A 26,026-nucleotide genomic window follows, 5' to 3' on the forward strand; every position below is an offset into this window, starting at 1 on the left:
CGAATATATCAAGCTCTTAGGTCGTAAAATATTCATTATTATTCTTCTGTTTCAACATTACACAATCATATTTAAGTCTTCCCTTTGATTTCTTATCTTTTTACAGTACAATTGGTAATAGGTGGTTTTATGCGTCTTTAAGAATTTCCTTCTGAAGCTTCTTACTTAAAGAATTAAGTACTATCCTATATGACATATCTATCATCTGCTTTACCACATTATCAGGTACATCACCATCAAAATATACTGAATTCCAATGTAATTTATTCATGTGATATCCTGGAATAATATGTTCATACTCATCTCTCAGCATTTGCCCAAAGAATGGTTCACACTTTATTGTAATGATAGCCTTATTATATTTATCTCCTCCAACCATAAGAAAAATTTTTTCTCCAATAAAGTATCTTGTAGCATTCCATTCTTCCTTAAAGTCTTTTTTAGCTCCTTGCTTTGAAAGGCAATATTCATCTAACCATTCATAGTTCATTAAAACACCCCTTTTCTAATGTATCCTTAATACTCCTATTCTCATTGATTAATTTTCAATACCTAATTCCTTAAATAGTTTTGTTACTCTTTCTTTCTCATGATCAGCCACAGGAAATCCTGTATTATATGAATAATGCTGGAGTACGTCAGCATCCTTAAGGATTTCTTCATATATCCCGCCTTCATCATTTTTATTACTATGGTTATAAATAGACTTACAAATAATATTTATTTCTTCTTCAGTAAACAACTTAATTTCATTTAAAATTTTTCTTGCTTCAATAGAACCTAACTTTGCGTGCTCGTAGCTGTCTCCCGCTTTATAGGTATAAATATCGTGCAGCATACCTGAAACAGCACTTAACTCTGCATTTGCTCCCCGTCTTAATGCAAGAATGCTGCAGTTAGAAGATACTCCATATAGGTGCACATACCCATGACGTCTTATTTCTGTATTAGTCTGCTTCATTAAAATACTATCTACTATCTCATGAACTTTTTCTAATCTGTTCATAAACTTACCTAGTGCTTAACTTAAAGCTTTTAATCACAAGCACTTAACCTCCTTCATTTTTAATCTATTACTATCTTATATCAGCTAAATAATAGCTCTAACTCCACATATTTACTATATATTTATATAATGTTATAATTAAAACTTCGTAAAAATATATAATTATATAATGTATGGTTTTATTTTATCAATCGACTTCTTCTTTACTTATATAGAAGCTCAACTTAGTAAATTACTATATATCAGTCTATCAAAACTTCCACTTAAAATTATATCATTTATTTTCTGTTTATGTAAAAATAATGAAACTCTGCTGTAACCTATATCTCTTTGTTCCATGCTAAAATCTTTACATAATATTTTAAATTATATACATATACTTTTTGGAGGTAGTGACATGAGTTCATCATTAAAAGAAATTATAATAAAGTTCATATTTGTTTTCATTGTACTTTTCTTATTAGGTAATTTTATTCCATGGCTTCAGATAAATGCAGTTAAAGCAGTTGCCATATCAGCTGGTATATCTATAGTTGATACATTTGCACTTATGTTTAAAAAAACTAAAAAGCTTTAGTTTTTTAATTTATAAAATCCTATTACTAAGTTTTTAAAATCTACACAGTAATAATTTAATATTCAGTGATAAAAATATAAAATTTTCAAAATCAAAGCACTTCTGACCTCCAGAAGTGCTTATTAACTGTAAAAGAAAGTATAAAATTTTTAGGATAGCTAAACCTAGATACTTCAATCAATTTCAAAAGCTTTTTATAGTATACAGTAAAAAAACAAATCTTGTTCGTATACAAAACTTTCCTCATATTCACCCGGAGAGGCAGATATGATTTTATTTTAACTTGTTTAACACTAATAGTTCTGTTTTTCCATCCCATTCTACCTTAACATTTATGCCCCTATCAGTGTCACTTGGCATTCCACCAGTGTTTTTCATTTTACCACTATATTCATTCTTATCTTTAAGTAGAAACTGATCGCTCTCTCCTTCTTTAGGTCCATCAATAGAATATTGAACTTCAGATTTTGGTTTCGTATCTGTTCCAATATATTTAAAGGTATAATAGCTATCATGTTTCTTTTCGTTTCCTTCTACTTTATAAGTTACTTCCCAATTCTGACTTTTCCCTTCATAGTTGATTATAGTGTTACTCACCGTATTTTCTTTATTCTTACAACCAACTAAAACTAGCGATAAAATAACCAGTATATAAATAATTTTTTTCATATGTTCTCCTGCTTTCTTCCATAGTTATTATATAAAAATCAAGTTAAATATTTTACTTATTCGAAAATCCTAGCATCTGAGGATTCTCAGGCATGTATAAATTAATAATTAAAATTAGTATTCTATATAGTGTTCCATTACAAATACTTAAGTTATGCATGTTCGAAAATCATACATCAATGACTTTTAGCATTCATAATTAAACAGTTATATTATAAACTTAATTTATGCTTTTAAGAAAATTACGCACCTATGATTTTAAAATTCATAAATTAGCAGTTTAAATTTCTCCTGTTAAAAGCTAAATTCCCAGATAATTATCACCTGTCATCTTACTCAACGCTTGTCTAAATGACCCTTCAAAGTTGTTATTATCTGGATCAACAGCAAGCTCACAGCGAGCAGTATATGACATAATATAAGTTGAACATGCTGATATTTTCATAAGCTCTTCTTTAGTAAATTTTTTTCCGCGAACACTTTCGTATTCTCTTACAAATTCATAAGCTTCATGTTGTGATGGAGTTATCTTAACTGGTATGTCCCAGGTAGTAGTGAAAGTACTTGCTGCTATACCAAGTAAATGATATTCGTCCTGAAGACACAAACTATCCCAATCATAGATCATTATCATTTCATCATTAACAAAGCGGAAATGCTTCAAAGACCAATCACAATGTCCTAGTACCAAATTTTCAGGAATAGAGTTTATAATTTTCTTTGATCTTGAAGCAATATTATCAATCCAGTTGGCAGCTGTTCCTGCCTTATTAAAATCAAATAGTGCATTATGAGGAGTTGGAAAAAGCTTGTCATTCTTATAGAAATTAAAGTACTTAAATCCTTCCGTCTTTATAAATGGATCTGTACGCTTTATTAACTCGGCATACTTTTCTGCAATAGATTTTCTGATACTTGGATTATGTGCATCTATTTGCGCACCAATATCTTCATAACTATTTACTGTTACAATGACATCTCTGTATTCAACAGGTGAAATAATAACTTTAGGACACGGAAATTGATATTCTGATAGCTTCTCCTGTACTGTAGAAATAGCCTTCATTCCCTCAAATGAACATTGAGCTATTGAATCATCATTATTGGGCTTATTAATCTTTAGGAATATTTCTTGTCCATTGTTTAATTTTAAACCAAATGAGGCCCCAACACTAAGACCTGCGTATAAACACTCACCAACTTCACTTTTAAGATAAGTCTTACAAAAATCATTAACGAACTCTGTTAAACTCTCAGCATCAGTTGTACCAACAATGGATTTGGATAGTATTAAATTTGTTTCATTCTCAAATAGCCTTGTCAACTTTTCATATAAACTTCTTTCAACCATAAATTTCTTACCTCTCTTTTATTATCGTTCTCCCAACACTCTTTTACACTCAATTATTAATTATTTTTCTTTGAATATCCACCAGCCTTATTCAAAGTTCTTATGATAATTAATAGGTAATTTACATTTTACTTACAAATTATATATTCATAAGGATACACCAGTTAATTTGAAAACACACAACTTATTAGGAAATGTTCATCCATATATAATTAAATATATTTTTTAATATTGTTTTCTCAACACCCATATTAATCCAAAGAACATAAATGGAATGGTAATAAAAATTAAAATGCATAAGATCTTTAAATAGAAATCTGAATATTCTTTACTTCTTCTTGCTATTGACTTGCTTAAAATATCAAAGAAAATAACAATAACAAATATGGCCCCCCCAACTAATGCTGCATTTACTACGGATAACTTTGTAATTAGTAATTTATTATTAATAGCAGACTGTACCAAAATAACAAAACCCATAAGCATTTCTGAATTAAAATATTTATTAACTTTACTATTGCAATTTACACCTTGATCTTTATAAAACTTTTCTTTGTCTGGAAATCCAAATTCTACAGGTTTACCCAATTTACTATATATTGAATTCTCATATTTTTTACTTTTAAGCATAAGAACTCCATGTATAATACTTATTGTTCCTCCAACTATAAAAGCTTGACCAATTCCCCTAGTAACTGCTATAACTGAAAGCAATAATACTGATATTAATATCAACAAGTATTTTATTATATTCATAATACACATACCCCTATTTTCTAACTTTACTAGTTGTCTTATACTATTATTTTATTTATATGATTTTCTTCTTCGAATGTTAATTTAACTCTAATAAACATTCCAACATTCATTATACCATCTACTACCATTATGTGTAAAAACAAACCACTTAAAAATACTGTTCTATTCTATTAAACCTAGTTACAGTTACGGATGCCCCCTTGCAATCTGAAAACTGTTTTATGAACTCCACTGAATTATCATATAAGAATTTAAGTATATAAGTTTTATTGCGAAGTAATTTATCTATACATATACTTTTTTCATATATTTTCTTATATTCTTGAATACATCTACTTGTAAAATACCATACTTATATAAGGATATATAATTAAAAGAAGCTTTTAAAAAGAATTCAATACATTGGATAAGGAGAATCTTAATTGTTAGTAGATTATTTGTCTAAATTATTCTTACAACTAGTTTTTTATTCAAAACCTAATATAGAATTCTCAGAAGAAGAGATACAAGAGTATGAAAGCATTATTTCTGAACCTAAGAGCTTTCTTATAAGATATAATAGTAGATTTCCTAAATATAGATTTGTACAATATCTTTCTTTGAAAGAAAACTTCATACTTCATGGTACTAACAATAAAAATATTGATGAATTTGAACCTAGGATACAAACACTTTTTAATGGAAAAATTACTGAAGCTGTATTTGCTTCTAAGGATGGGATATGGCCAGTATTTTATGCAGTACTGGATAGAACTAAGCTTGAACATAGTATAAGAAATGGCTGTGTTCAAATAAAAACAGGTCCTAAATTTTACTTTTTCTCTCTTTCCAAAGATGATTTAAGAAAAAAGCCTTGGACATCAGGAATGATATATATTCTTCCATCTGACTGTTTTCATAAAGTCAGTAATGGTTCAATACAATTTGATGAGTGGATTTGTGAAAAACCAGTGAAACCAATAGCAAAATTAGAGGTAAATCCTAGAGATTTTTACTTTTGGACTAAAACATCAGCACATAAAGAAAATGAACATATTCCTACTACCATAATCAAATATAAGCTTAGAAATCTCGTAGGAATCAAAAAGAGCTCTTTAATAAAAATCAAATGATCGTTAAATAATAATTAAAGCCATGCATAGATAACTCACTCACAAATATGCATGGTCTATTTCATAATAAATAATTCACAACATATGTAGCATAGTACACCATAACTTTCTTTTATAAACAACATCACTTGCTATGGATGTACTCTATTAAATCTTATATGGAATTACCTAACAAGCTCAGATTTCTTTAAACTTATTAAAGTTGCACACCCATCATTTTCGCTATTATTAGAACATATACCATACCATAAATACTCCTCATAATCTCTCTTAACTACTTTGTTTTCATAAGAAGCTGGAGACTTAATAAACTTGTTAGGATCGCTATAAGTATCATACACTTCAAGTTTAATTACCTGACCGTTATATTCTAAATCGTACAGCTTATTAACCCATATTTTTTTATTTTCTCTCGCGTACTTCACAATACGAACTCTATCACTAATCTTATGCTCTATATTATCCATAAAAGCATCTAATCTTTTAATGTTATATACCAGTATATGATCATTGTTAAGATTTACATTAAAGTCTTCTTCTGGAGTCTCAATAATGTAACCACTATTTATAGCTTTTTCTAAGGTCATAGTTTCATTATTTAATACCTCCTCTGACTTACTGTTAAAAAACACTTTACCATCAATTTCACTGTTTAATCCATCTATATTAAATAAAACCTCTTCAGTTCCACTAAATTGCTTAAAATCTGGAGATATTTTATGTTCAAAGTTTGCAATACATGAAAATAAAATTGAAGTTGTCAATGTAGTTATAATAAAGTTTTTCATAATATCACTCCTTTTTATTATTCAATTAAAAACCATCTTGTCTATTAAACCTAGTTCTATGGTTTAACTCCTTTTTATTTTGCTTTATAAAATATATAGTTATCCCATTTATATGACTTAAAAATATACTAACAATTGTTCCAATTATTACTTGTATTTTCCTTGTTAAATATCCTTTATTATGAATTCATATAACAGTAGCTTTATTAATTCGAATTCGTAATAAAACTTATATTTGTAAATTCTCTCACCAAAAGTAGTGAATTTTTTAAAAACAGCTTTCTAATTTAAGTGATACATATTTAAAGAATCCCCATATTGAAACTTAATTTATACTTGTTCGAAAATCCCTCACCTATATTCTGTAGGTATGTATAATTTAATAGCTGAGCTAGCCACTCTATAAAAGCATGCAAAAAAAATCGCACCTCAAAATATTATTTAATATTTGAAGTGCACTACTTATTTACTATTTTCCATTTATGAAGCATAAAATTCAATTCATATAAATCACTTATTTATAAAATCCATAACATCTCTTCTCATGGTCTGAGGTACCTCTTTTGTTGGCTTACCAATTCTAAAAAGCATCTGAATTGTCTCACCTTTATTAGCGTAATCTTTATGAAAATTTACATATTGATCTTTCATCTCAGGATATTCTTCTAATACCTGACTTAAAGGTTGCATAACTAATCCTAAAGCATGAGCATTCAGCACTAGACTGCTATATATCATCCCGCTTTTTACTTGTTCAATGCGGCTATTATTTTTTGTAATAACCATACCGTATGCAGGAGTATTTTCTACTGCTGTTTTAGTGGAATTAATATATATATCACTTGAAGCTTTTTCACTATTTATTGAGGCAATAAGGGTTATAATCCCTTGCATCAAGTACTTTTTCAAACCTGTTATATTTTGTCCTTCAAAAGAATAACCATATCTATATTTATTTTTCTCATACTCATTAACACGAAATACTTTGGCTGATTCTTCATTCATTCTATGGATGTTTGCCTCTATTTCAGCACCTTTCATGGCATATGCACCTAACTTTTTCAAACTATTTCCATCATCTAATACTGTTATTTTTACATCCTCATTACTTAAATTTATCAAAGTATCTTCCTGCTCTTTTGCTAAATTAGTTTTTTTGTAAATCTCTCTATTTGTGTCAGGAAAAAACATAAAATCATATAACTTACTGTCTTTATTTTTAGACTCTGAAATAGTTACTTTAGCCACTGGTTTTTCTTTCATACTACTATCTAAGTTTTGTTCATCATATTGACCTTTTGGAAAAAAATCTATGCTTACCTTATACCCAAGGTGTTCTCCTGAAACCACAACATATTCTAAAAATGTTCCTTGTGTTATCATTGTTTGCCTTGCAAAAGGATCTACTTCTGTAGTTAACAAATCGCTATTTGCATATAAATAAAAAACATTCTTATCTTGGTCTAACCTTATAACCCATGGTTGCATATTGTGTCCACTGGCAGCTAGAATACCATTTGATATCAGTTTTATCCTTTTATCTTCAAATTTATCAGAATAACTCTTACCCCATGGCTCCAAATATTTTTCTTTTACAAATGCCCCACCAGCTGTAAATATTGTTAATAATAAGATAATTAATACTAAAAATATTACTATCAATACCTTACTCACTTTTCTCATCATTTTATACTTCATTTCAGCTCCCCTTCTATTTTATTGCTTTTGAAATATTATAAAATCCCTATCACTTGTGTATAAAGAGTTTCAAGATCTTTTCTGAGTAGACCCTAATAAGACTAAATTAAGCTTATAAAAATATGGAAGTTGTCTAATTTATGTCATCATTTCCTAATGGCTTTTGTAAGCATATCAAAAGCTTCTTCCAAAAGCTCCTCTGCATTTCTCTGGTGATACTCCATAATATAACGTTTCTTTGTCCTTAAAGTATTAAAAATTCCTAATGTGCACGACCATAATACTAAAGCAGTATTTGTAATATCTACGCTATTATCAATAGTTCCATCTTCAATTCCCTGCTTTAATGAACAGATAAGATAATCAAATATTCTTTCTCCAAGCTCATAGCATTCTTGTTTAGCCCTATCTGTTACCCCAGTTGAAAAGTCCATCTCACCATTTTCATAATTCATTATTGCACTAAAATAATCCTCATATTGTTTACTGAATTCAAAGAGAATTAATCCAAGCTTTCTTATCTTATATATTCCAGCATCATTACTTAACTTTTTGTCATAATCCTCTATCATTTGTATTAGGATCTTATAGCCTCTAATCATTATTTCAAAATAAATCTGTTCCTTGCTTTTAAAATATACATATACAGTCCTCTTGCTAAACTCTGCAGTTCTTGCTACATCGTCCATAGTTGCCACATCATAGCCTTTAGAAAAAAACACTCTTTCTGCTGCATCTATAATATCTTTTCTCCTTAATTCTTTTTCCTTTTCTTTGCGCTCTTCTGCTCCCATAATTCTAAATCTCCAAATCTGTAATTATAAAAATTCTAAATCCGCCTCTATGTAAACTTCAAGTTTACTTAATTGCATTATAGTGCATATATCCACTTTTTTCAATATTAATTTATGAATATTTGAACTTTTAACAGATATCTTAATAATGGAAAGTAGTTGTCAAATAAATCGAATCGAATTATTATTTGATAATTACTATAAATGTTAGTAATTATACATTAATCTAAAATATTTCTTATTCATCTTAAATAAAAATAAAGCTAGAACAAGGGGTTTAACATGTTTAACACCTTCGTTCTAGCTTTTTTAATTTATCTTTTCTATACTATCTATAGCTATGTAACTTACAAACATACTTCAATAAACTTTATTTATAACTATACATCTATTTGATTTGCTGACCTATTTCTCATCGAGCATTGATACTAGCTTATTAATTGTATTCCAATTTCTAACTGTGCTAGGTACATCTAATTTTCCAAGATTGTTAGCGAGTTTAGAATTTCTTATGCTTTTACTAAAAAGTAAAAATACATCTCTACCAATGATTTTATATTTATTAGCATCATCTTCATACTTATCTATAAGCTTAATTTTATCCTCTGATGGTACGTATTTCATGAGAGATACATAGAAACATTCCCCTTCAGCCGTTGCTTTAGCTTCAGCTATTTCATTTTCTAAAAATGGGCAGTTTCTTATTATATCTGTTAGTTCTTTTCCAGTTCTCAAAATTATATTACTGCTAAATTGAAATCGCTCTTCAAATGTAGCTTCAATTTTATTTATTATTACCTCTTCGTTATCTTCATCTGCTTTAAAAATCACATTTCCGCTTTGAATATATGTCTTAACATCAATATAACCTAAGGACTCAAAAAACTGTTTCAAATCCACCATCTTAATCCTATTTTTTGTACCAACATTAATTCCTCTTAATAAAGCTACATATGTATTCATATAAACCACCTTATTTGTAATCTAATTTCAATTTTTTAAAAAACTTCGCCAATTACCAACTTTCATAATGTATTATTTCTTCAATACTTTTTCTTGGACGCGGTTTTGGTTCCTCATCAGCATATCCTAAGGTAATTATTCCTAATAAATATTTATCTTCAGGAATATTAAGTATTGGCCTGATTTCTTCTTGTGTAAACCAAGCTACCCAACATGTACCTAACCCTAAATTTTCAGCCTGAAGAAGCATATGCCCTACTGCAATAGATGTATCTCTAATAATCTGTTTAACCTCTTCTTGGGAGCTTTCTTCATCTATTTTTATTTCTACAGATTCATCGATTCTTGATCTTATATCACCAACGCAGGCAATAAAAACTGGAGCTGTCATCATCCATTTTTGGTTATGAGACGTGTATGCAAGTTTTTCTCTCATCTCCTGTGATTTTATAACTATAAAATGCCATGGTTGTGTGTTGCTGCCTGATGGCGCAAGTCTTCCACTTTCTATAATCTCAAGTATTTTCTCATCTTCTACTTCTTCATTTTTATATTTTCTAATACTTCTACGACTTAAAATCTCATTTAACAAAACAATCCTCTCCTATCTTTTACACAACTTATTAATCTGGCTATAATCCATTTTCTAAAAATATATAAAAAATTATTTTTACATTACTTCAATTATCTCAACCAAAGATAACTGTTAAAATCTAAAACTGTTTTTAATACTAAAATTTTTAGCTTTCTAATACTCTAATCGTACATCAACAAAATTATAATAACTTATTATAAATAGTTTCAAACATGAGAAATATTTTCTATAGCCTATATTATATAACTTTTAAATACATTATGGAAATGTATTAAATAAATGTTGTTAAAAATATGTGTACATGCTGTTATATATTAATTTTAAATATCGGTTGGTGTATTTGTCTCCAAGTCCAGCAATCAGCGTTTCCCATTTTTCACCTAAAAGCCTACAAAATGAAATAAATAATTTAATCAATAAAATAGCTCCTATGTAAGATTTGTAAGTTATAATTTTTCATCTATAAGGGAATTTTCATATTAGACTTTAAATTAGAGTTAAATATAATCAGCATGCTATCCTTATCAACATTTATTTAATACATTTCTTGCCTTACTTAGCCCTACCAACATTTTTTTAATACATCTCACAAGTGTTTATAAGTATTACAACTTACCTGTCCCCTATTGTGATAAGTATGGTTACCCATAAAGACCAATATCTATAAAATTATTAAAATTCAATAATGAAAATTTAGCAACTTGTTTCCCTTAACACTAATAGAGAGATGACTATCTTGAATTTAAACTTTAATTATGCTATATTAACTAAGTAGTTAGTTAGTGTTTTTTCTTTAACTAAAATAAACTTATACAAATTGTTTTACCACTCTATTTCTAACTAGGCAACTTATATAAGTTATTTGTTGAAGTAAAATTTTATTTTTAACAACAACAAGTTTATGAGAGGCGGTGTCAATTTGGAAAAGAATAAATCACAAGATACTAAGCAAAAACTTCTTGATTCTGCTATCGAGGTTTTTTCTGAAAAAGGATTCGATGGCGCTAGAGTAGATGAAATTGCGGCTAGAGCAAAAGTGAATAAGGCAATGCTCTACTATTACTTCAGTAGCAAAGAAAAATTATTTGAAGAAATAATTTTACAATATAAAAAAGACTTTAAGGAAATAAAAGATAGCTTTACGGATAATGTTGATATAGATGACGATAGTAAGATAGAATCTTTGTTTCAACTATTATATAACTTTATGGTAAAAAAGAAAGATGTACTTAGAGTCATGATGATTGAATCAATAAAAGCAACTTCAAGTACTGAGACTATTTTTAGTTCTGCCCTTCCATCACTTGAGATTAAGGTGTCAAATCTAAAAAATAAAGGTGTAGCCGTAGAAGATCCTGTAACTCTTATGATCAATTCATTTTTCTATATGATGGTACCTGCTGCAGCTTTCATCGTAATGGGTGAAAAATGGGGACATTTCTATGGTTTCGATGAACAGGACGTAAAGAAAAAATTCTTAGAAACATATAAACGTATTAGAAAAGAATTAATTCAAAACAAGCCATATGAATGTAAATAGCAAATATTAATATGTATTTGCTTTATATTTTGCATTATGTTAACCAAATAGTTAGTTATTAATAAACTGGAAATACTTTGTTAGTGACTTTTAAATTTAAAGTATTATAATGTTACTATTGAGAGAACGTATTTGGGCTTTTTTATTTTTTATCATTTGTTAACTAAATAGTTAGTTATGTAAAAATAAATAGTTCTCTTATCTATTAAAATTATATTTTTAAATGTTTTAATTTAATAGATGGTTTCCTAGCTCAATTATTAATTTATACATACTTAACCCTCTAAAAACTGCGATTTTAGGATAAGTATAAATTAAGTTTCGATACACGAATCCTATAGCCTACTGACTTGATATTAATAACTTTTGCTAAAAAGTATTTAATTATAAATTTGTAAGCAATAGTAGTAATGAAATAAAAGTATGTCAATTTAGCAATGTACTTATGATCCCAAAAGGGATAAAAATTTTTTAATATGAATTAACTAAATAGTTAGTTGTAATTAACAGCTTATATAGTCATTTATATTTTTTTAAGTAGTATTAACCAAATAGTTAGTTATGCCATTTTAGATGTTCACTTCTACATTTGAAGTTATTTTCAAATTCTCTCACTAAAACTTAGCAGGAGCTTTGAAAATGACTTTAGCTTAGAACTGTACGTCTTTAAATAATCAACTTAGAAAGGAAGTGCGAAATGGATAAACATGATGAACGTTATATGTGGCTTTGTCTATCGGTAATAGTAGTTGGAACTTTCATGGCTATACTTGACTCCAGTATAGTTAACGTTGCAATTCCTAAGATGATGACTATTTTTGGTGCTGCAGAAACGCAAATACAATGGGTTCTCACAGGCTACATGCTAACAATGAGTATTGTTATCCCACTTACAGGTTATTTGACTGATAGGTTTGGTGGTAAAAATATTTATGTCTTTGCATTAGTTGTATTCACAATTGGATCTGCCCTTTGCGGTCTTGCTACAAGTACAAACACTATGATTGCAGCAAGAGTAGTTCAAGCAATTGGCGGAGGTATGATAATGCCTGTTGGTATGACTATGTTATTTCAAACTGTACCACTTGAAAAGCGTGGTGTAGCTTTAGGTTTCTGGGGTATCGCCGCAATGGCAGCACCAGCAATTGGACCAACTTTAAGTGGTTACATAGTTCAATATATGGATTGGAGATTGATATTTACAATTAATATCCCAGTTGGAATTATCGGAGTTACTTTAGCTATTTTACTTTTAAAAGATTCTCCAAAACATTACGGTAAGAGATTTGATATATGGGGAGCAGTTACTTCTGCTTTGGGACTTTATGCTTTACTATTAGGTCTAGATAAAGTTTCTGAAAATGGATGGATGTCACCTTATACTATTACACTTTTAGCAGTAGCTTTATTTTCATTAACTGCTTTTGTGTTTATAGAACTTAGTCACCCTGAACCTTTATTAGACTTAAGAGTAACCAAAAACTTTCCGTTTACTTTAAGTTTAATAATTAATACTGTAACAACTATAGCTATGTATGGGGCAATTTTCTTAATGCCTATCTACATGCAGAGCTTAAGAGGCTATAGCGCGATGCAAAGTGGTATGATGATGCTTCCACAGGCAATCATAACAGGTATAATGATGCCAATCAGTGGTAAGTTATTTGATAGATATGGTGCAAAGTGGCTTACAGTAATTGGATTAACCATAGTAGCAGGCTGCACATTTATGCTTAGTAGATTAACCTTAGATACTCCATATAACACTGTGATGTTAATTATGGCAGTAAGAGGTTTTGGTAATGGACTTGCAATGATGCCAATGCAAACTGAAGGTATGAATTCAATTCCTCAGCACATGACAGCAAGAGCTACCGCTCTTAACACTACTCTTCGTCAGGTATCTGGGTCACTTGGTATTGCAATCTTAACTACAATATTACAAAGCAGACAGGCATTCCACAATGCTATATTTGCCCAATCATTAAATACAAGCTCTCCTGCATTTGCAAAAGCTCAAGCTCTAATTCAAGGAGCCGTTACAGTAAAAGGAATTAGTCCTACTGCAGGACAAGGTTTATTATTCATGCAGATATATGGTAACATTGCAAAATCCGCCACTGTAACAGCAATGAACGATACATTTATTGTAGCAACCTCAATATGTGTAGTAGGAGTATTGATAGCATTTTTAATTAAAAAGAAAAGCCCTAAAATAGACACTATATATGAAGAACAAGTAAGCATGGAAATGTAGTACTTAATTATAAGGAGGATAACTATGGAAAAGTCAGTAAAATCAAATAAATCAAAAGGTAAAATAATAATAGCTGTTGGGGCAGTACTTGTTGTTGCTCTTGGTGGTTTCGGAATAAAATATTATATGGATCAAAAGAACTATGTAAGCACAGATGATGCTAAAATAACTGGAGATATCTTAAATGTAGGATCAAAGCTTCCTGGAAAGGTATTAAAGATAAATACATCAGTTGGGGCTACTGTTAAAAAAGGTGATGTATTATTTTCACTTGAAGCTGATCAACTTCAATATCAATTAAATCAAGCTCAAGCTGCTCTTGATGTTGCAAAGGCACAACTTACAAAGGTTGAAAGTGGAGCTAGAGCTCAAGAAGTAGCTGGTGCTCAATCAATGGTTGACCAAGCTACTGCATCATTAAATGGAGCTAATACTTCAAAATCAAACTTACAAGGTACATTAAACACTCTACAATCAGAATACAATAAGTTAATATCACAAATGGATAGCTTCAAAGATCCATCTACTGGAGACTATGATGCAAGCTATGCAATGAAGCAATTAGATACAGCTAGAGCAAAGAATTTATTAACTGAAGCTCAATACACAGTAAAAGCACAAGCAGTTGAACAATTATTCTCAAGTAAAACACAACTTGAAAATCAAATAAGCCAGCTTCAAGGACAAATCAAAGCTATAGACGCTCAAATCTCTGCTGCTAAAGCAGGGCTTGAAGGTGCAAACAGTAAGTTAAGCCTTACAAACTCAGGGGCTTCTGATAAAGATGTTGCTATAGTTGAAGCTCAAGTAAGAGCTGCACAAGCTGCTTTTGATTTAGCTAAATTAAACTTCGAAAATTCAGAAGTTAAAGCAGCTCAAGATGGTACAGTTGTTCAAGTTAATATTCATGAAGGTGATATGATAGCTGCTGGTCAAGCTGCAATATCAGTAGTTGACTTAGGAAAGCTTCAAGTTACTGCTAATGTTTTAGAAAGTGATTTAGAACGTATAAGTGCAAACGAAAAAGTAACTATGACAGTTGATGCTTACCCAGGAGTTACCTTTACAGGTACAGTTAAAGAAACTGGACTTGCAACAGCTTCAACTTTCAGCCTTTTCAGCACTGAGAATGCATCAGGAAACTTTACAAAGGTTAGTCAAAGAGTTCCAGTAAAGATTACTTTAGACTCTAACGGAAAAGCTGTTATCCCTGGCATGTCTGTTGAAACTAAGATAAAAACAACTAAATAGCACTTAGTTCATATAAATCTATAGAAATCTCCTATTTTCAAGGAATTTTCTATAGAATATAAAATAGTCCAGTCTTAAATGCAAATTTGAGACTGGACTATTTATATATTTATATATTGGTATATTTAAATATTTTTATATCTGCATATCCATATAAAGATAACCATTTTAATCTAACAGCTCTTATAAAAATTGTTGAAATTAAGTTATTGTAATATAATTTTATTTTTCTAAATCTATTTTCACTTTATATTGATCTAGAATTTCTGGTTCATTAACTGTAGGTATTGCTATCTTATATTTCTTGGTTTTATCAATTGGTGGAAGTTTTATAGATACAATTCTATCCTTTATATCTTCCTGCACAGCTAAGTCACCATCCTCTGCTCGCTCAGTGTCTTTGTAGTTTTCATCTAAAATCACAGCCATATTGATGTTTTGAGGACTATATCCCCCATTGCCTTCAAATTGGAATGTAAGTTTTGTGTATTTATCTGTAGCTTCAATATTTTTAATAGTAGCTGTGATATTTTTCCCAACCTTTATTTTTTGATTAGTTAATTTTTCTAAAGATACAAACTCTCTTGTCTTATCCATATTATAGATATGAATTACATCATCTAAAGCATAGCCTTTTGATTTTTCTTCAGCAGTTACAGGTCTAGTCTTTGTTACTTCTTCTTGAGGCAGATTAAAGTTTTCACTATTTATTGTAGTTTGAAGTATTTCACAATTCAAATCCTCAATTTTCTTATAGTTAGTTCCCCAGTATTTAAATATTGGTACTACAGTGATTGATTTAATATTAGATAAATCATCATCTATTTGTATTTTACCTTCATATTTATTCTTGTTAGAACTGGAACCTGAACTTTTAGCCTCAAGAGTCCTCCCCTTATCGTCCAAAACTAAAAAACTATATATTCCATCACGCATACTCGGATTTTCTTTATCATAAACTCCAGAATAATTAATTGTATTTCCTAGTGGACTTATCACAAGTTTATCAAGCTTTAAAGTGCTATTAGGTATTTTAATAGTTTTATCTAGGGTTATGATCTTAGAATTACTTTGCTTGTCAGCCTTAGAAACAGTAAATTTAAAGTTCCATGGGCCTTTTACATCTGATATCCACACGGTATTCATTTCTACCTCAATGCTATCTGATAAATTGATATCAGATACATTTGCATAGGTTACAACCGCTATCTCATTGTCATTTATCTTCTTATTCTTACTTCCCCAGCTTTTGAGCGATTGTCCATTCAAATTTATCTGTCCCATTTCTGTTGTATTTTCATTAAGATTCTTTCCTTCAACTGTTGAAGTAATAGCTAAGGAATTATCATCTATAGTGATTTCATTTATAGTTACCTTTATTCCATTTTTCTCAATAGTCTTATTTACACTAGTTGAAAACTTCTCAAATTTACTCAGCGTTTCTCCATCTTGATTATAAGCTACAAGTTTAAAAATTGACTGCACTCCTGGAATTGCTTTTACCACATTTGGATTTATAAATCCCACTACAGAGATAATACCAATTACTCCTGCAGCTGCAATTATAGCTGCTTTCTTAAAAACCTTCTTATTTTTTACTAAACTTACCATACTTTCACTTTTCTTTTTTTCTTCTCTTCCTCTTTCAATACCTTTTTTAATAGCTAAATCTATATCATTTGGAATATCAACATAATCTTTTATATTATCTAAGTTATCCATACTAAATTATCTCCTTCCCCATAGTTATTCTAAGTTTGCATAGAGCTTTATTTAGATAAGTCTTTATAGTGCCTACTGGACAGCTCATAACTTCTGCGATTTCAGTTATGGTAAGATCCTGAAAATATTTTAATATTATTACTCTCTTATGCTTCTCTTCAAGTCTATCTATTGAACTTAAGATATCTAATTTTTCATCTACTCTACTTGCTTCACTATTAATTGAACTAACCTTCATATTATCAACAATGGATATAATCTTCTTTTCTTTATTAATAAAGTCAATAGCATTATTTATAAGTATCTTTGTAAGCCAAGTCTTAAAATATTTAGGATTCTTTAATTTATCTATGGATATATAAGCCTTATACACAGTCTCTTGAAGTACATCTAGTGCATCATGTTCATTTTTTGTATAAGCAAAGGCTGTCCTATAAAGATTTTCTTTACAAATATTCATTAGATCTTCAAAAGCTTTTTCGTCGCCTTTTATTGCTGATTGTACTTGTTCTTCTGTAATCATATTTATGCTCCTTAAATCTTAAACTACGCGTAATTTATATTTTACATCTATTAGACTAGAGAAATTGTAAAATGGTTTTACTATTTTACAAAATAAATTATCATATAAAGATTTATTTATCTTTCTTTGAAAACATTTCATTTATGTTCATTTTTTCATAAATCAATAAAATTGTATATCCCTATAAGTTCAGAACCTTTTTAGCTTGTATTAATATAATAATAATAAGATGTAGACTACTAAGAACACATCTTCAATTTAACAGTTAGAGAAAAATATATTCTCTCAATAGTTAATAAATTGATGAGAATTACAATTTTCACAAAAGATTAATTATGGAAGGTATAAGATATGGATAGTGAATTACTGATTGAAACAAATATGAATAATAATCATAATAAATACTTTCAGCCAATAATAAAAAGTGTTAATGGTACTTTTATAGATTTAGAAAATAATAACTTTGATAATGCCATAGTTGGTATTGACTTAGATCTTAGAAATAGACAAACCTCAACAGCTAAAATAGATTTTATTGCAAATTTATATTATGAATTAGCTATATATGACTGGATGGAACTTGTATTTTCATTATATCGTTATGATGAAAAAGGTAACATGCAGCTTTTATCAACTTTACCATACAAAATACTACTAAATGAAGAACTAGAAGAAGATACAGAAGCTGAACCTACTAATATAACTGTAGAGAAAAATGAATTTATAGCTTTAAGCTATAGTGATAGTGGAATATTACCTGGAGTTTATAGATATGTAGTAAAAGCTGAAATCAATTATATTAATATAAATTCAGCTCAAATTCAAACAAGCACTCTTAGTGTTATTGCTCAATAACATTAAGAGGCTTATAGTGAACTATTGCTATGAATTATATTGATAATCAATCTATAAATAACTGTACGAAAAAAGACCAGGGGATAATACTACACTTAAGCGATCTTCACTTTACACCAGAAATAAATGTAGAAAATGAAGTTTATTTACTAGTAAGCGACTTAAAGAAAGTCTACTTTGACAATCCTGAAAATACTTTAAGACTTGATGATATTGATTATGTAGTAATAAGTGGTGACTTTATACGTCGAGGTGGCTCAAAGACCTCATTCGATAAAGCCTATACTTTTATAAAACTTTTAAGTGAACGTCTGTCTCTTCCATTTCAAAAATTTGTTATAGTTCCAGGCAACCACGATTTAAGTTGGGATATCACTATGGCAAGTTATCATTTAACTCAAGGGCTTCCTGGCCCAAATGACCAAGTGGTTACTAATGTACGATCTGATATTTTTTATCTAAAACGTGATGATGAAGAATGGTACAAAAAATTTACCTTCTATAGCCAATATTTGTTTGAAAGGCTCTACGGTATCCCATTTCCTACTAACCCTAAAAAACAGTTAAAAGTTATACTTGGTGATTTTTTTGATCATAAAAAGATAGCATTCTTTATGATAAACACTTCAGCTGAAATTGACCAATTTCATCGGGATACAACCTACTTCGATACTGAAGGTTTAATTTCAGCCTCAAAAGAAATTCAAGGTAAAGATTTTATAAAAATTGTTGTAGGTCATCATCCTGTATGTCCTACAAACGGATATGGTACAGATATTCAATTTTCAAATGCTATGCAAAACGAGGACTTTAAATTTTATATGCATGGTCATGTTCACAGAACTATAAGCCTTGAATATATGAATCCACAAAATATTAATCCTAATATGCTAATGATAGGAGCTGGTGCTTTAAGTGCACAAGCAGATGCTTTATGGCCAGGTGTTCCTGAAAGATACAATGTGATACGAATAGCCAACACTGACAAACACGGTAAACTTTTAGTTTCAGTTAATACAAGACAACGAGAATATATCGACACCTTCTGGCAACCAGCTTATATTTATTATGAAACCTTTGGAAAAAAGCTCACTAATATATGGAGCAATATAATCTAAAAACTAAAGCCACTTCATTTTAGAATTTTTTATTTTCTAAAGAAGTGGCTTTTCTTTTAATATAATTTTCTACATTTTAAAAACTTTCATAACTAATGATATTTCTTACTTAAATGGTATTTCACCAAAATGTTGTATTTTTATTGCTTTAGCTTTCTCATATTGAAGAAATGTTTTATGAGTTTTAGAATCATAACTCTCCACATAATGATAATACACTATCTCTTGGACTGCACTAGGTTTATATCTATAACTTAAAAACAAATCATAGTTACTGCTTGTAACTAACTTTTTAGAATCATTTATATATTTAAAGGAATGGAATACTCCATTATGAGTATCAAATTTATTCGCACCTTCTCTTCTACCATAGTAGCAAAATGCTTTTTGAGTATCTCTGATTCCAATATTGATAAACGGGTAAGCATTGCTCTTATTGATTTTATGACTATTAAAATATTTTTCATTGTAAAAATAGAAGGTATCAAATTTAAATGGATACCCATTACTTGCATTTGCACAGTGTTTTACTATATAACCAGCACCATCGCAACCTATTATCCTTCCATTGTGGATTTTTACATCACCTTTTTTCTGATACATAACGCCTACTGCTTTTCCGTAATCTAAAGCATTACAAGTGCTATTAAAGTTTCCTTCACCTACTATAAGATCTTGAGTATCATCTGCAAAATCCTGAGCCAGTTCATCAAAAATATCCTTTGTTAAATCATTCATATTAGTTCCTCTCTTCTAAAGATGTTTCAAAAAAAGAAATAGAAATTATAAATATACTAAGTGTTCTAATATATCTATATATAAATCGTTTTTTATTAATTTACTCCATCTTAATTTCTTATCCTAATATGATAATATTCAAGAGTAATTGCAGTGGTGCAATGTTTACTTATGTTATTTATAAGACTTCAAAAGTCAATATTGGCATTATATTTTTTACTTTGAATACTGCTGTAATATCCAATTAGTCACTAAAGGCCCTGCTTTAACTACGTTATCTTCATTTATATCTGATAAATACACCTGTTTATCGTCAGAAATTATTACATTGATATCATAGAAAATTCCTTTGTAATCATCAAAAAGTAGTTGAAGTGACATTATATTCTTAGACGTAATCTGTTGTTTAGTTTTAGCTTTACTTAAACTCTCACTAAGTTCTTTAAGTATATTTTTTTCTTCTGTGGTAGCAACCGCTTTGCCAACGGCTTGCTTCAAACCTTTATTTTCAATTAACCTAATCTGCTTAATATCCTTATTAACTATAGAAAAATCATTAATTTCTTTCTTATGATAAATCTGAGTTATGGTCATTTCATCAGTTGTATTCACTGCAACCCAATCTAAATTAGACTCATCCTTTAGTGAATATACTGATCCTGAATCACTTATTTTACCTATCTGTTTATCCGTTGCTATTGCCTCTAGCCATAAATCGCTATTATCATGTACATATTCCTGTCCGCTCTTGCTAATTATGGTGTTGCCATCTTCTGAAATTGTATAGTTATCAGCAGAATAGTATCTTACTGCCCTATATCCTACAAAAATACTAATTAAAAGTACTAAAGTTCCACTTATTAAAATTGCAGTTTTTTTCATTATGTTCTCCTTATTACCTGTTAATATATTGAAATACATTTGTTATCAATACCAAATAATCTCATCAGTATTATTAGTTAATTTTACTATTTACTTAGTTCTGTACATAATCACTAGCATTTATTACCTGTAAATTGATAAACTGTTTCTAGTTCGCCCTACTTTCTAGGCTATTATACTAAACAATCTTTGCTCTTTCAAATTATACCCATAATTTCCTGAACCTTTTCAACAAAAATATAAATTAACAAAAATTTAAAAATAAAAAACTTCTAATGCCATTGAAATATCTATGTTTAGATAACTTAAAAATTTTATATTTTTCTAGATAGTTAAAAAGCTCTCCAAAATCTGAAGAGCTTAGCGCTATTTTCAATGACTTTATTCATATTAGATTAATGAAATTGTTTTTGCCACAGAAGCATATTCATTTACTTATTTATATCCTTAATAATAGTCAACTTTTTAGAAGGTCCGTCATTTAAGTCCCTATAATTAGGCGCTTTATATATTTCAAAACCATACTCAGTTCCTTCCGCCACGTATCTATTCCACCTAATAACTTGATATCCAAGCCCCCTATATTCAGTGGTGCCTCCATCTTTAGCCATACCTTTGCTTATTGCAAATATAGGTCTCATATCCATGGAAACAAGCTTTGAATCTACAGTATAAGTTATTTTAGGCAAAAATGGAGAAAGTACTAGAATTAAAATAACTAATGATAAAATTATGTATTTCTTTTTTGATATTTTTGCACTGTCATTTCTTTTCATTTTAATCCCCCGATATATAAGTAGTATTTACTAAATCACAATAAAAGCATTATCAAATTTATTGTCGCTTATTAATATATCCATTATATTACAAAACCTATTCTTAGCATATGTCTATTCAAAAGGTTTTCTATTTAATTCCTTTTATATTGAAAAACATATTTTTTATTATTTAAATGAAAATCCCCAATTTGAAATCACAGACTTCAGTATCTCAATGCTATTTAAGATCTAACCTATATGTTATGTTAGATGACTAGTTATAGTTAACAGAATCTCTATTAGAAGAGCAAATAGTGGCTGCCTCCAATACTGATATTTATAGTTTTACATGAATAAAAGCCATGCATATAAGGAGATTTGTCTTCCTTAATTATGCACAGCTTTGATTTTTATAAAGAGCTTTTATGCATTTTGTAGCAGCTCTTTCTTAAATAATACATATATTATATTTTCTTGAGTTCTTCTAAAAGACGTTTATTTCGTTGCTCAGTCATGAAATTCCTTCTACTGAACAGTTCAATAAATACAAAAAGTTCTCTTTCAGTATTTATGACTTGCTTAGTCTTATTACTTCGCTTATTCTTTATTATTACTTTATTCCCTTTTCTTATGGCGTCTAAAGCACTTCTGAGAATTACTTTTATATCATTGTATAAGATCTCGTTTTCTCTTAAATGTCTTTCTCTTACCTTTTCTCTTAGGTAATCTCTTTGCACATCCTTAAGAAAAAGTCTATATAAATTGCTTTCAAAATCATCATAAATGATTAATTCATTCTCTTCATTTTTAATCTTTCCAAATACTCTTTCCATAGCATCATAGGTTGTAATCCATATGTCTCCAGCTTGTTTGATTTCATGTTTTTCAAACTTTCCTCTTTCAATGGCCTTTCTAATAGTAGAACCATCAGAAAAGCCCCATTTCTTTGCAGCTTCGGATAAAGTCATAACAGCACTTAGATTATTATTAACTTCATCTTCATTTACATAGAACAGCGTTTTTATATCTTCTGAACCTATATACCCATAAAAATTATCTAATTCACGTCCATATTGGTCATATTGATTTGATATAAAAAATATTTTTTTTCTTCTATTCAATAAATCATACACACTATCAATATCTAAAATTGGTGTTATTTCGTTATTTTCTTCAGTATCATAAGCCTTGACTGGGTAAAGCCTTCTATTTTCTACTGTAATGATACTAATGCCACTCATAACATCTTCCTTCCGCGAATCTCATCAAAAAGTGAACTGTATTATAAAAACGAACTTGATCCTAATAAAATACAACCTTCGGTGGTTTTATTTTATAAAGATAATTTTACAGCTATTAATTTTCTTAAAGATCTCTATTAGTCTCCCATTACATCAAATAGACCTTGTGATTCTTTAGATGTAACATCAACAATTTTATAGAAAAATTCCTTCTGAGTCAATTCCCCTCTGTCAATAGAATCATCTATCTTTCCGTCTCTTAAAAATAAAAGTCTTTTTGCATAGCTTGCCACCATTGAATCGTGAGTAACCATAACTATAGCAATTCCATCATTAACATTACGCTCCTTGAGTAATTTAAGCATATCATGAGAATTCTTTGTATCCAAATTTCCTGTTGGTTCGTCTGCAACTATCATTCTAGGATCTGAAACTAAGGCTCTTGCTGCAGCTGCTCTCTGCCTCTGTCCACCTGAACATTCTACAGGGAACTTGTCTAAGAACTCGAAAATATTAAGTTTCTTTGCTATATTTTCAACTCTTTCCTTTATCTCAGCCTTTGATTTATTTGCTAAAACCAAAGGTACATTTATATTTTCTCTTATTGTTAATGTATCGATTAGATTAAAATCCTGAAAAATATATCCTATATTATCTCTTCTAAACTCCCCAACTTTTCTTTCAGACATCTTATAGATACTTTCTCCATTGAAAAGCACTGCGCCTTTTGTTGGATTATCTATATTAGCCAATATATTTAAGAAGGTTGATTTTCCCGAACCAGATGGACCCATTATACATATAAAATCCCCTTCATTTACTGTTAAGCTAACTCCATTGAGTGCCTTTACTTGACTTTCTCCTCCATAAATTTTAATTAAATCTTTTACAGTTATTATCTCTTTCATATCAATACCTCCAAATTTACCGTTTAAATTTACATCACGAGTTTTTTATATATTAAATAAGAAAATAAAGTCATAAAAAGAAATATTCCTAAGAATATACCTAACAAAATCATAGCAAGCTGAACAGTTATAATTCCAAAGGTTGCAAACTTAAATAGGTAAACAACAATGTGGATTAACGGTATGATTATTGCTATGCCATAAAGCATCAATATTTCTTCTTTTATAATCCTCTTTATGAGTTTTTTATAATACCCAATCAACCCTAACTGCCTAAATATGTGTTTTCTATAGGAAGCTTCTATTATAAATTTATATAGTATACTTACACCTAAGGATACTAAAGCACAAACATATACAAATATTCCCGCAGCCTTTATTTGATATATTTTTTCATTCATCCCTATCATATATATAAGAACAACTGTAGAAACTGCTAAAGTCATAATTAAAAAATTTACTTTCTTTAATGAGTAATGAAGATTACTTAGAGAAATCATTTTTATTTTATCATTAGAATACTTATCCCTTTTTAACTCCATGATCTTTTCTGGAAAGTAATAACGTAACAATCTCTGTATTCCTGCTACCGATATAAACATATATAAAAATAGTAGTGAATGAAAAACCTTTGAATTTAAGAATAGTGCGGTTAATGGTATAAAATATAATATTGTAGATGTAAGATGAAAATTCTTACCATCTCTTTTCTTAGAATTACCCCCAAAAATATTCTTCAAATCCTCAGGAATATCGAGGTTAGCAAAATTCTTTGTTTTCGGTGTATAAAGCTGTCTTTTCCCATAAATTAAATCTTTTATTTCCTTATTGAATACATAAGTGTAATCTCCAATAATTAAATAAGGACATACTATAAATGCAATTATTATTATAGTAAGTACCAAACTATCTTTCGAATAATGAAATGAACCGACATTCATTCCTAAAAGTTTAAATAGCACTTCTGACAAGATTGGCATTGTAACTATACCAAAAGCTATTCCAAGTACACTTCCTACTAGACCAATAAGAAGATTTTGAAAACTTATCAGCCCTATCATCTTATAAGAACAGACCCCATTTAATTCTGCTATGGCTAGTTCCTTGGATTTTTCAGTCATAAAATACGAATTAGTAAAAAACACTACAAACATTAACAGAAGAGTCAAAAAGAATAACAACATCTGAAATGTTTCCCAAATAGTACCTCCAGTAGCTATATTCTTACTATCATCCATTAAATTATAAGCATAAAATAACGCTGATGATGAAAAAGCTATTGATAATAAATAAGAAATAGTCTGCCTTAAATCAGTCTTTAGCATCTTAATTGCAAACTTGTATGTGCCCATGTTCTCCCCCCAATTTGCTTGCATTTTTTCATATTTTATAGGACTCCAACTTTAATTATTAACTTATATACTTATAAACTCTTAAATGCTATGCTTTTCGATAGTTTTATATTAAATTTAAGTTGAATTCCTATATTGTTAACTTTGAAAATAAACCTATTTTTTAAACCATTTATTACTGTTGCACAGACATGCCATGGATGTACCACTTCGTAATAAAACTTTCGGAGAATTTACGAATCTTTATTTATTTCTATAGTGAACACTTTAATTTTATGAACTATGAAAAAAATATATTGTCACTATATAGTGACAATATAATTATATGCCTGAAAACATTTACTTACAAATTCAAATTAGCTGATTTTCTAATATATTTAGCTACTTTATATCCATATCCTTCATTTCACTAGGTCGTGAATATAACAGCTAAATTATTTATTATATAAGGCTCCAACTTCAACTATTAAGTTAAACATGCTCGATAATCCCCAGAAGCCGAGATTATCAAATATATATTTTATTACGAAGTGGTACATCCATATTAATCTTTTAAGTTATTCAATATC

General features: G+C 29.2%; 25 protein-coding genes. 7 read left to right on the forward strand and 18 right to left on the reverse strand.

Annotated elements, in window-relative coordinates; genetic code table 11:
- Window positions 1–127: 127 nt before the first annotated feature.
- Window positions 128–490: an MmcQ/YjbR family DNA-binding protein gene (locus OCU55_RS09290; protein ID WP_261852023.1), complete on the reverse strand. Its 363-nt coding sequence runs from the start codon at window positions 488–490 to the stop codon at window positions 128–130.
- Between the two features lie 48 nt (window positions 491–538).
- Window positions 539–1,006 (reverse strand): HD domain-containing protein, encoded by a 468-nt coding sequence (locus tag OCU55_RS09295; protein ID WP_261852024.1) that lies wholly within the window; start codon window positions 1,004–1,006, stop codon window positions 539–541.
- Window positions 1,007–1,403: 397 nt separating this feature from the next.
- Between OCU55_RS09295 and OCU55_RS09300 the strand changes: the two genes are divergently transcribed.
- Window positions 1,404–1,583, forward strand: a complete 180-nt coding sequence (locus tag OCU55_RS09300) for a hypothetical protein (RefSeq protein WP_261852025.1) — start codon at window positions 1,404–1,406, stop codon at window positions 1,581–1,583.
- A 273-nt stretch (window positions 1,584–1,856) separates the two neighbouring features.
- Here OCU55_RS09300 and OCU55_RS09305 read toward each other — a convergent pair whose 3' ends face one another.
- From OCU55_RS09305 to OCU55_RS09315, 3 genes are all read right to left on the reverse strand, one after another.
- The gene (locus OCU55_RS09305) at window positions 1,857–2,252 is read right to left on the reverse strand and encodes a hypothetical protein (protein ID WP_261852026.1); all 396 of its coding nucleotides are present in this window, start codon (window positions 2,250–2,252) and stop codon (window positions 1,857–1,859) included.
- 301 nt (window positions 2,253–2,553) lie between these two features.
- Entirely contained in the window at window positions 2,554–3,603 is a 1,050-nt protein-coding gene (locus OCU55_RS09310) for a hypothetical protein (RefSeq protein ID WP_261852027.1), read from the reverse strand.
- A 225-nt stretch (window positions 3,604–3,828) separates the two neighbouring features.
- Entirely contained in the window at window positions 3,829–4,359 is a 531-nt protein-coding gene (locus tag OCU55_RS09315; RefSeq protein ID WP_261852028.1) for a hypothetical protein, read from the reverse strand.
- Window positions 4,360–4,784: 425 nt separating this feature from the next.
- On the opposite strand from OCU55_RS09315, the gene OCU55_RS09320 reads away from it, so the two are divergent.
- Window positions 4,785–5,474: a hypothetical protein gene (locus OCU55_RS09320; RefSeq protein ID WP_261852029.1), complete on the forward strand. Its 690-nt coding sequence runs from the start codon at window positions 4,785–4,787 to the stop codon at window positions 5,472–5,474.
- Between the two features lie 164 nt (window positions 5,475–5,638).
- Here OCU55_RS09320 and OCU55_RS09325 read toward each other — a convergent pair whose 3' ends face one another.
- The 5 genes from OCU55_RS09325 to OCU55_RS09345 form a co-directional block, all read right to left on the reverse strand.
- A complete protein-coding gene (locus OCU55_RS09325) occupies window positions 5,639–6,262 on the reverse strand; it encodes a DUF4362 domain-containing protein (protein ID WP_261852030.1) in 624 nt (207 codons plus the stop codon).
- 510 nt (window positions 6,263–6,772) lie between these two features.
- On the reverse strand, window positions 6,773–7,960 hold the full coding sequence (locus OCU55_RS09330) for a hypothetical protein (protein WP_261852031.1): 1,188 nt from the start codon (window positions 7,958–7,960) through the stop codon (window positions 6,773–6,775).
- A 146-nt stretch (window positions 7,961–8,106) separates the two neighbouring features.
- A complete protein-coding gene (locus OCU55_RS09335) occupies window positions 8,107–8,754 on the reverse strand; it encodes a TetR/AcrR family transcriptional regulator (protein ID WP_261852032.1) in 648 nt (215 codons plus the stop codon).
- Window positions 8,755–9,159: 405 nt separating this feature from the next.
- Window positions 9,160–9,717, reverse strand: a complete 558-nt coding sequence (locus OCU55_RS09340; protein ID WP_261852033.1) for a DUF1697 domain-containing protein — start codon at window positions 9,715–9,717, stop codon at window positions 9,160–9,162.
- 52 nt (window positions 9,718–9,769) lie between these two features.
- The gene (locus tag OCU55_RS09345) at window positions 9,770–10,309 is read right to left on the reverse strand and encodes a nitroreductase family protein (RefSeq protein WP_261852034.1); all 540 of its coding nucleotides are present in this window, start codon (window positions 10,307–10,309) and stop codon (window positions 9,770–9,772) included.
- A 922-nt stretch (window positions 10,310–11,231) separates the two neighbouring features.
- Here OCU55_RS09345 and OCU55_RS09350 point away from each other — a divergent pair.
- The 3 genes from OCU55_RS09350 (at window position 11,232) to OCU55_RS09360 (ending at window position 15,360) form a co-directional block, all read left to right on the forward strand.
- Window positions 11,232–11,852 carry a TetR/AcrR family transcriptional regulator gene (locus OCU55_RS09350; RefSeq protein ID WP_261852035.1) on the forward strand — a complete coding sequence of 207 codons (621 nt, stop codon included), beginning with the start codon at window positions 11,232–11,234 and terminating at the stop codon, window positions 11,850–11,852.
- Window positions 11,853–12,549: 697 nt separating this feature from the next.
- Window positions 12,550–14,109: a DHA2 family efflux MFS transporter permease subunit gene (locus OCU55_RS09355; protein WP_261852036.1), complete on the forward strand. Its 1,560-nt coding sequence runs from the start codon at window positions 12,550–12,552 to the stop codon at window positions 14,107–14,109.
- A 24-nt stretch (window positions 14,110–14,133) separates the two neighbouring features.
- Window positions 14,134–15,360: an HlyD family secretion protein gene (locus OCU55_RS09360; RefSeq protein WP_261852037.1), complete on the forward strand. Its 1,227-nt coding sequence runs from the start codon at window positions 14,134–14,136 to the stop codon at window positions 15,358–15,360.
- A gap of 222 nt (window positions 15,361–15,582) precedes the next feature.
- On the opposite strand, the gene OCU55_RS09365 is transcribed toward OCU55_RS09360, so the two are convergent.
- Together OCU55_RS09365 and OCU55_RS09370 are read right to left on the reverse strand one after the other, a co-directional pair.
- Window positions 15,583–17,082: a DUF4179 domain-containing protein gene (locus tag OCU55_RS09365; RefSeq protein WP_261852038.1), complete on the reverse strand. Its 1,500-nt coding sequence runs from the start codon at window positions 17,080–17,082 to the stop codon at window positions 15,583–15,585.
- A gap of 1 nt (window position 17,083) precedes the next feature.
- The gene (locus OCU55_RS09370; protein WP_261852039.1) at window positions 17,084–17,605 is read right to left on the reverse strand and encodes a sigma-70 family RNA polymerase sigma factor; all 522 of its coding nucleotides are present in this window, start codon (window positions 17,603–17,605) and stop codon (window positions 17,084–17,086) included.
- Between the two features lie 351 nt (window positions 17,606–17,956).
- Between OCU55_RS09370 and OCU55_RS09375 the strand changes: the two genes are divergently transcribed.
- A complete protein-coding gene (locus OCU55_RS09375) occupies window positions 17,957–18,460 on the forward strand; it encodes a hypothetical protein (protein ID WP_261852040.1) in 504 nt (167 codons plus the stop codon).
- Window positions 18,461–18,489: 29 nt separating this feature from the next.
- The gene (locus tag OCU55_RS09380) at window positions 18,490–19,578 is read left to right on the forward strand and encodes a metallophosphoesterase family protein (RefSeq protein ID WP_261852041.1); all 1,089 of its coding nucleotides are present in this window, start codon (window positions 18,490–18,492) and stop codon (window positions 19,576–19,578) included.
- A gap of 105 nt (window positions 19,579–19,683) precedes the next feature.
- On the opposite strand, the gene OCU55_RS09385 is transcribed toward OCU55_RS09380, so the two are convergent.
- From OCU55_RS09385 to OCU55_RS09410, 6 genes are all read right to left on the reverse strand, one after another.
- Complete coding sequence (locus tag OCU55_RS09385) at window positions 19,684–20,316, reverse strand: hypothetical protein (RefSeq protein ID WP_261852042.1); 633 nt, start codon at window positions 20,314–20,316, stop codon at window positions 19,684–19,686.
- A 216-nt stretch (window positions 20,317–20,532) separates the two neighbouring features.
- Window positions 20,533–21,198: a hypothetical protein gene (locus OCU55_RS09390; RefSeq protein ID WP_261852043.1), complete on the reverse strand. Its 666-nt coding sequence runs from the start codon at window positions 21,196–21,198 to the stop codon at window positions 20,533–20,535.
- Window positions 21,199–21,629: 431 nt separating this feature from the next.
- On the reverse strand, window positions 21,630–21,974 hold the full coding sequence (locus OCU55_RS09395; RefSeq protein ID WP_261852044.1) for a hypothetical protein: 345 nt from the start codon (window positions 21,972–21,974) through the stop codon (window positions 21,630–21,632).
- A gap of 446 nt (window positions 21,975–22,420) precedes the next feature.
- Window positions 22,421–23,197 carry a helix-turn-helix domain-containing protein gene (locus tag OCU55_RS09400; RefSeq protein WP_261852045.1) on the reverse strand — a complete coding sequence of 259 codons (777 nt, stop codon included), beginning with the start codon at window positions 23,195–23,197 and terminating at the stop codon, window positions 22,421–22,423.
- A gap of 137 nt (window positions 23,198–23,334) precedes the next feature.
- Window positions 23,335–24,105, reverse strand: coding sequence for an ABC transporter ATP-binding protein (locus tag OCU55_RS09405; protein WP_261852046.1), 771 nt, complete (start codon window positions 24,103–24,105; stop codon window positions 23,335–23,337).
- A gap of 29 nt (window positions 24,106–24,134) precedes the next feature.
- Entirely contained in the window at window positions 24,135–25,457 is a 1,323-nt protein-coding gene (locus tag OCU55_RS09410; protein WP_261852047.1) for an FtsX-like permease family protein, read from the reverse strand.
- Between the last annotated feature and the right edge of the window lie 569 nt (window positions 25,458–26,026).

Source organism: Clostridium folliculivorans (genome assembly GCF_024341905.1).
GTDB lineage: Bacteria > Bacillota > Clostridia > Clostridiales > Clostridiaceae > Clostridium_AR > Clostridium_AR folliculivorans.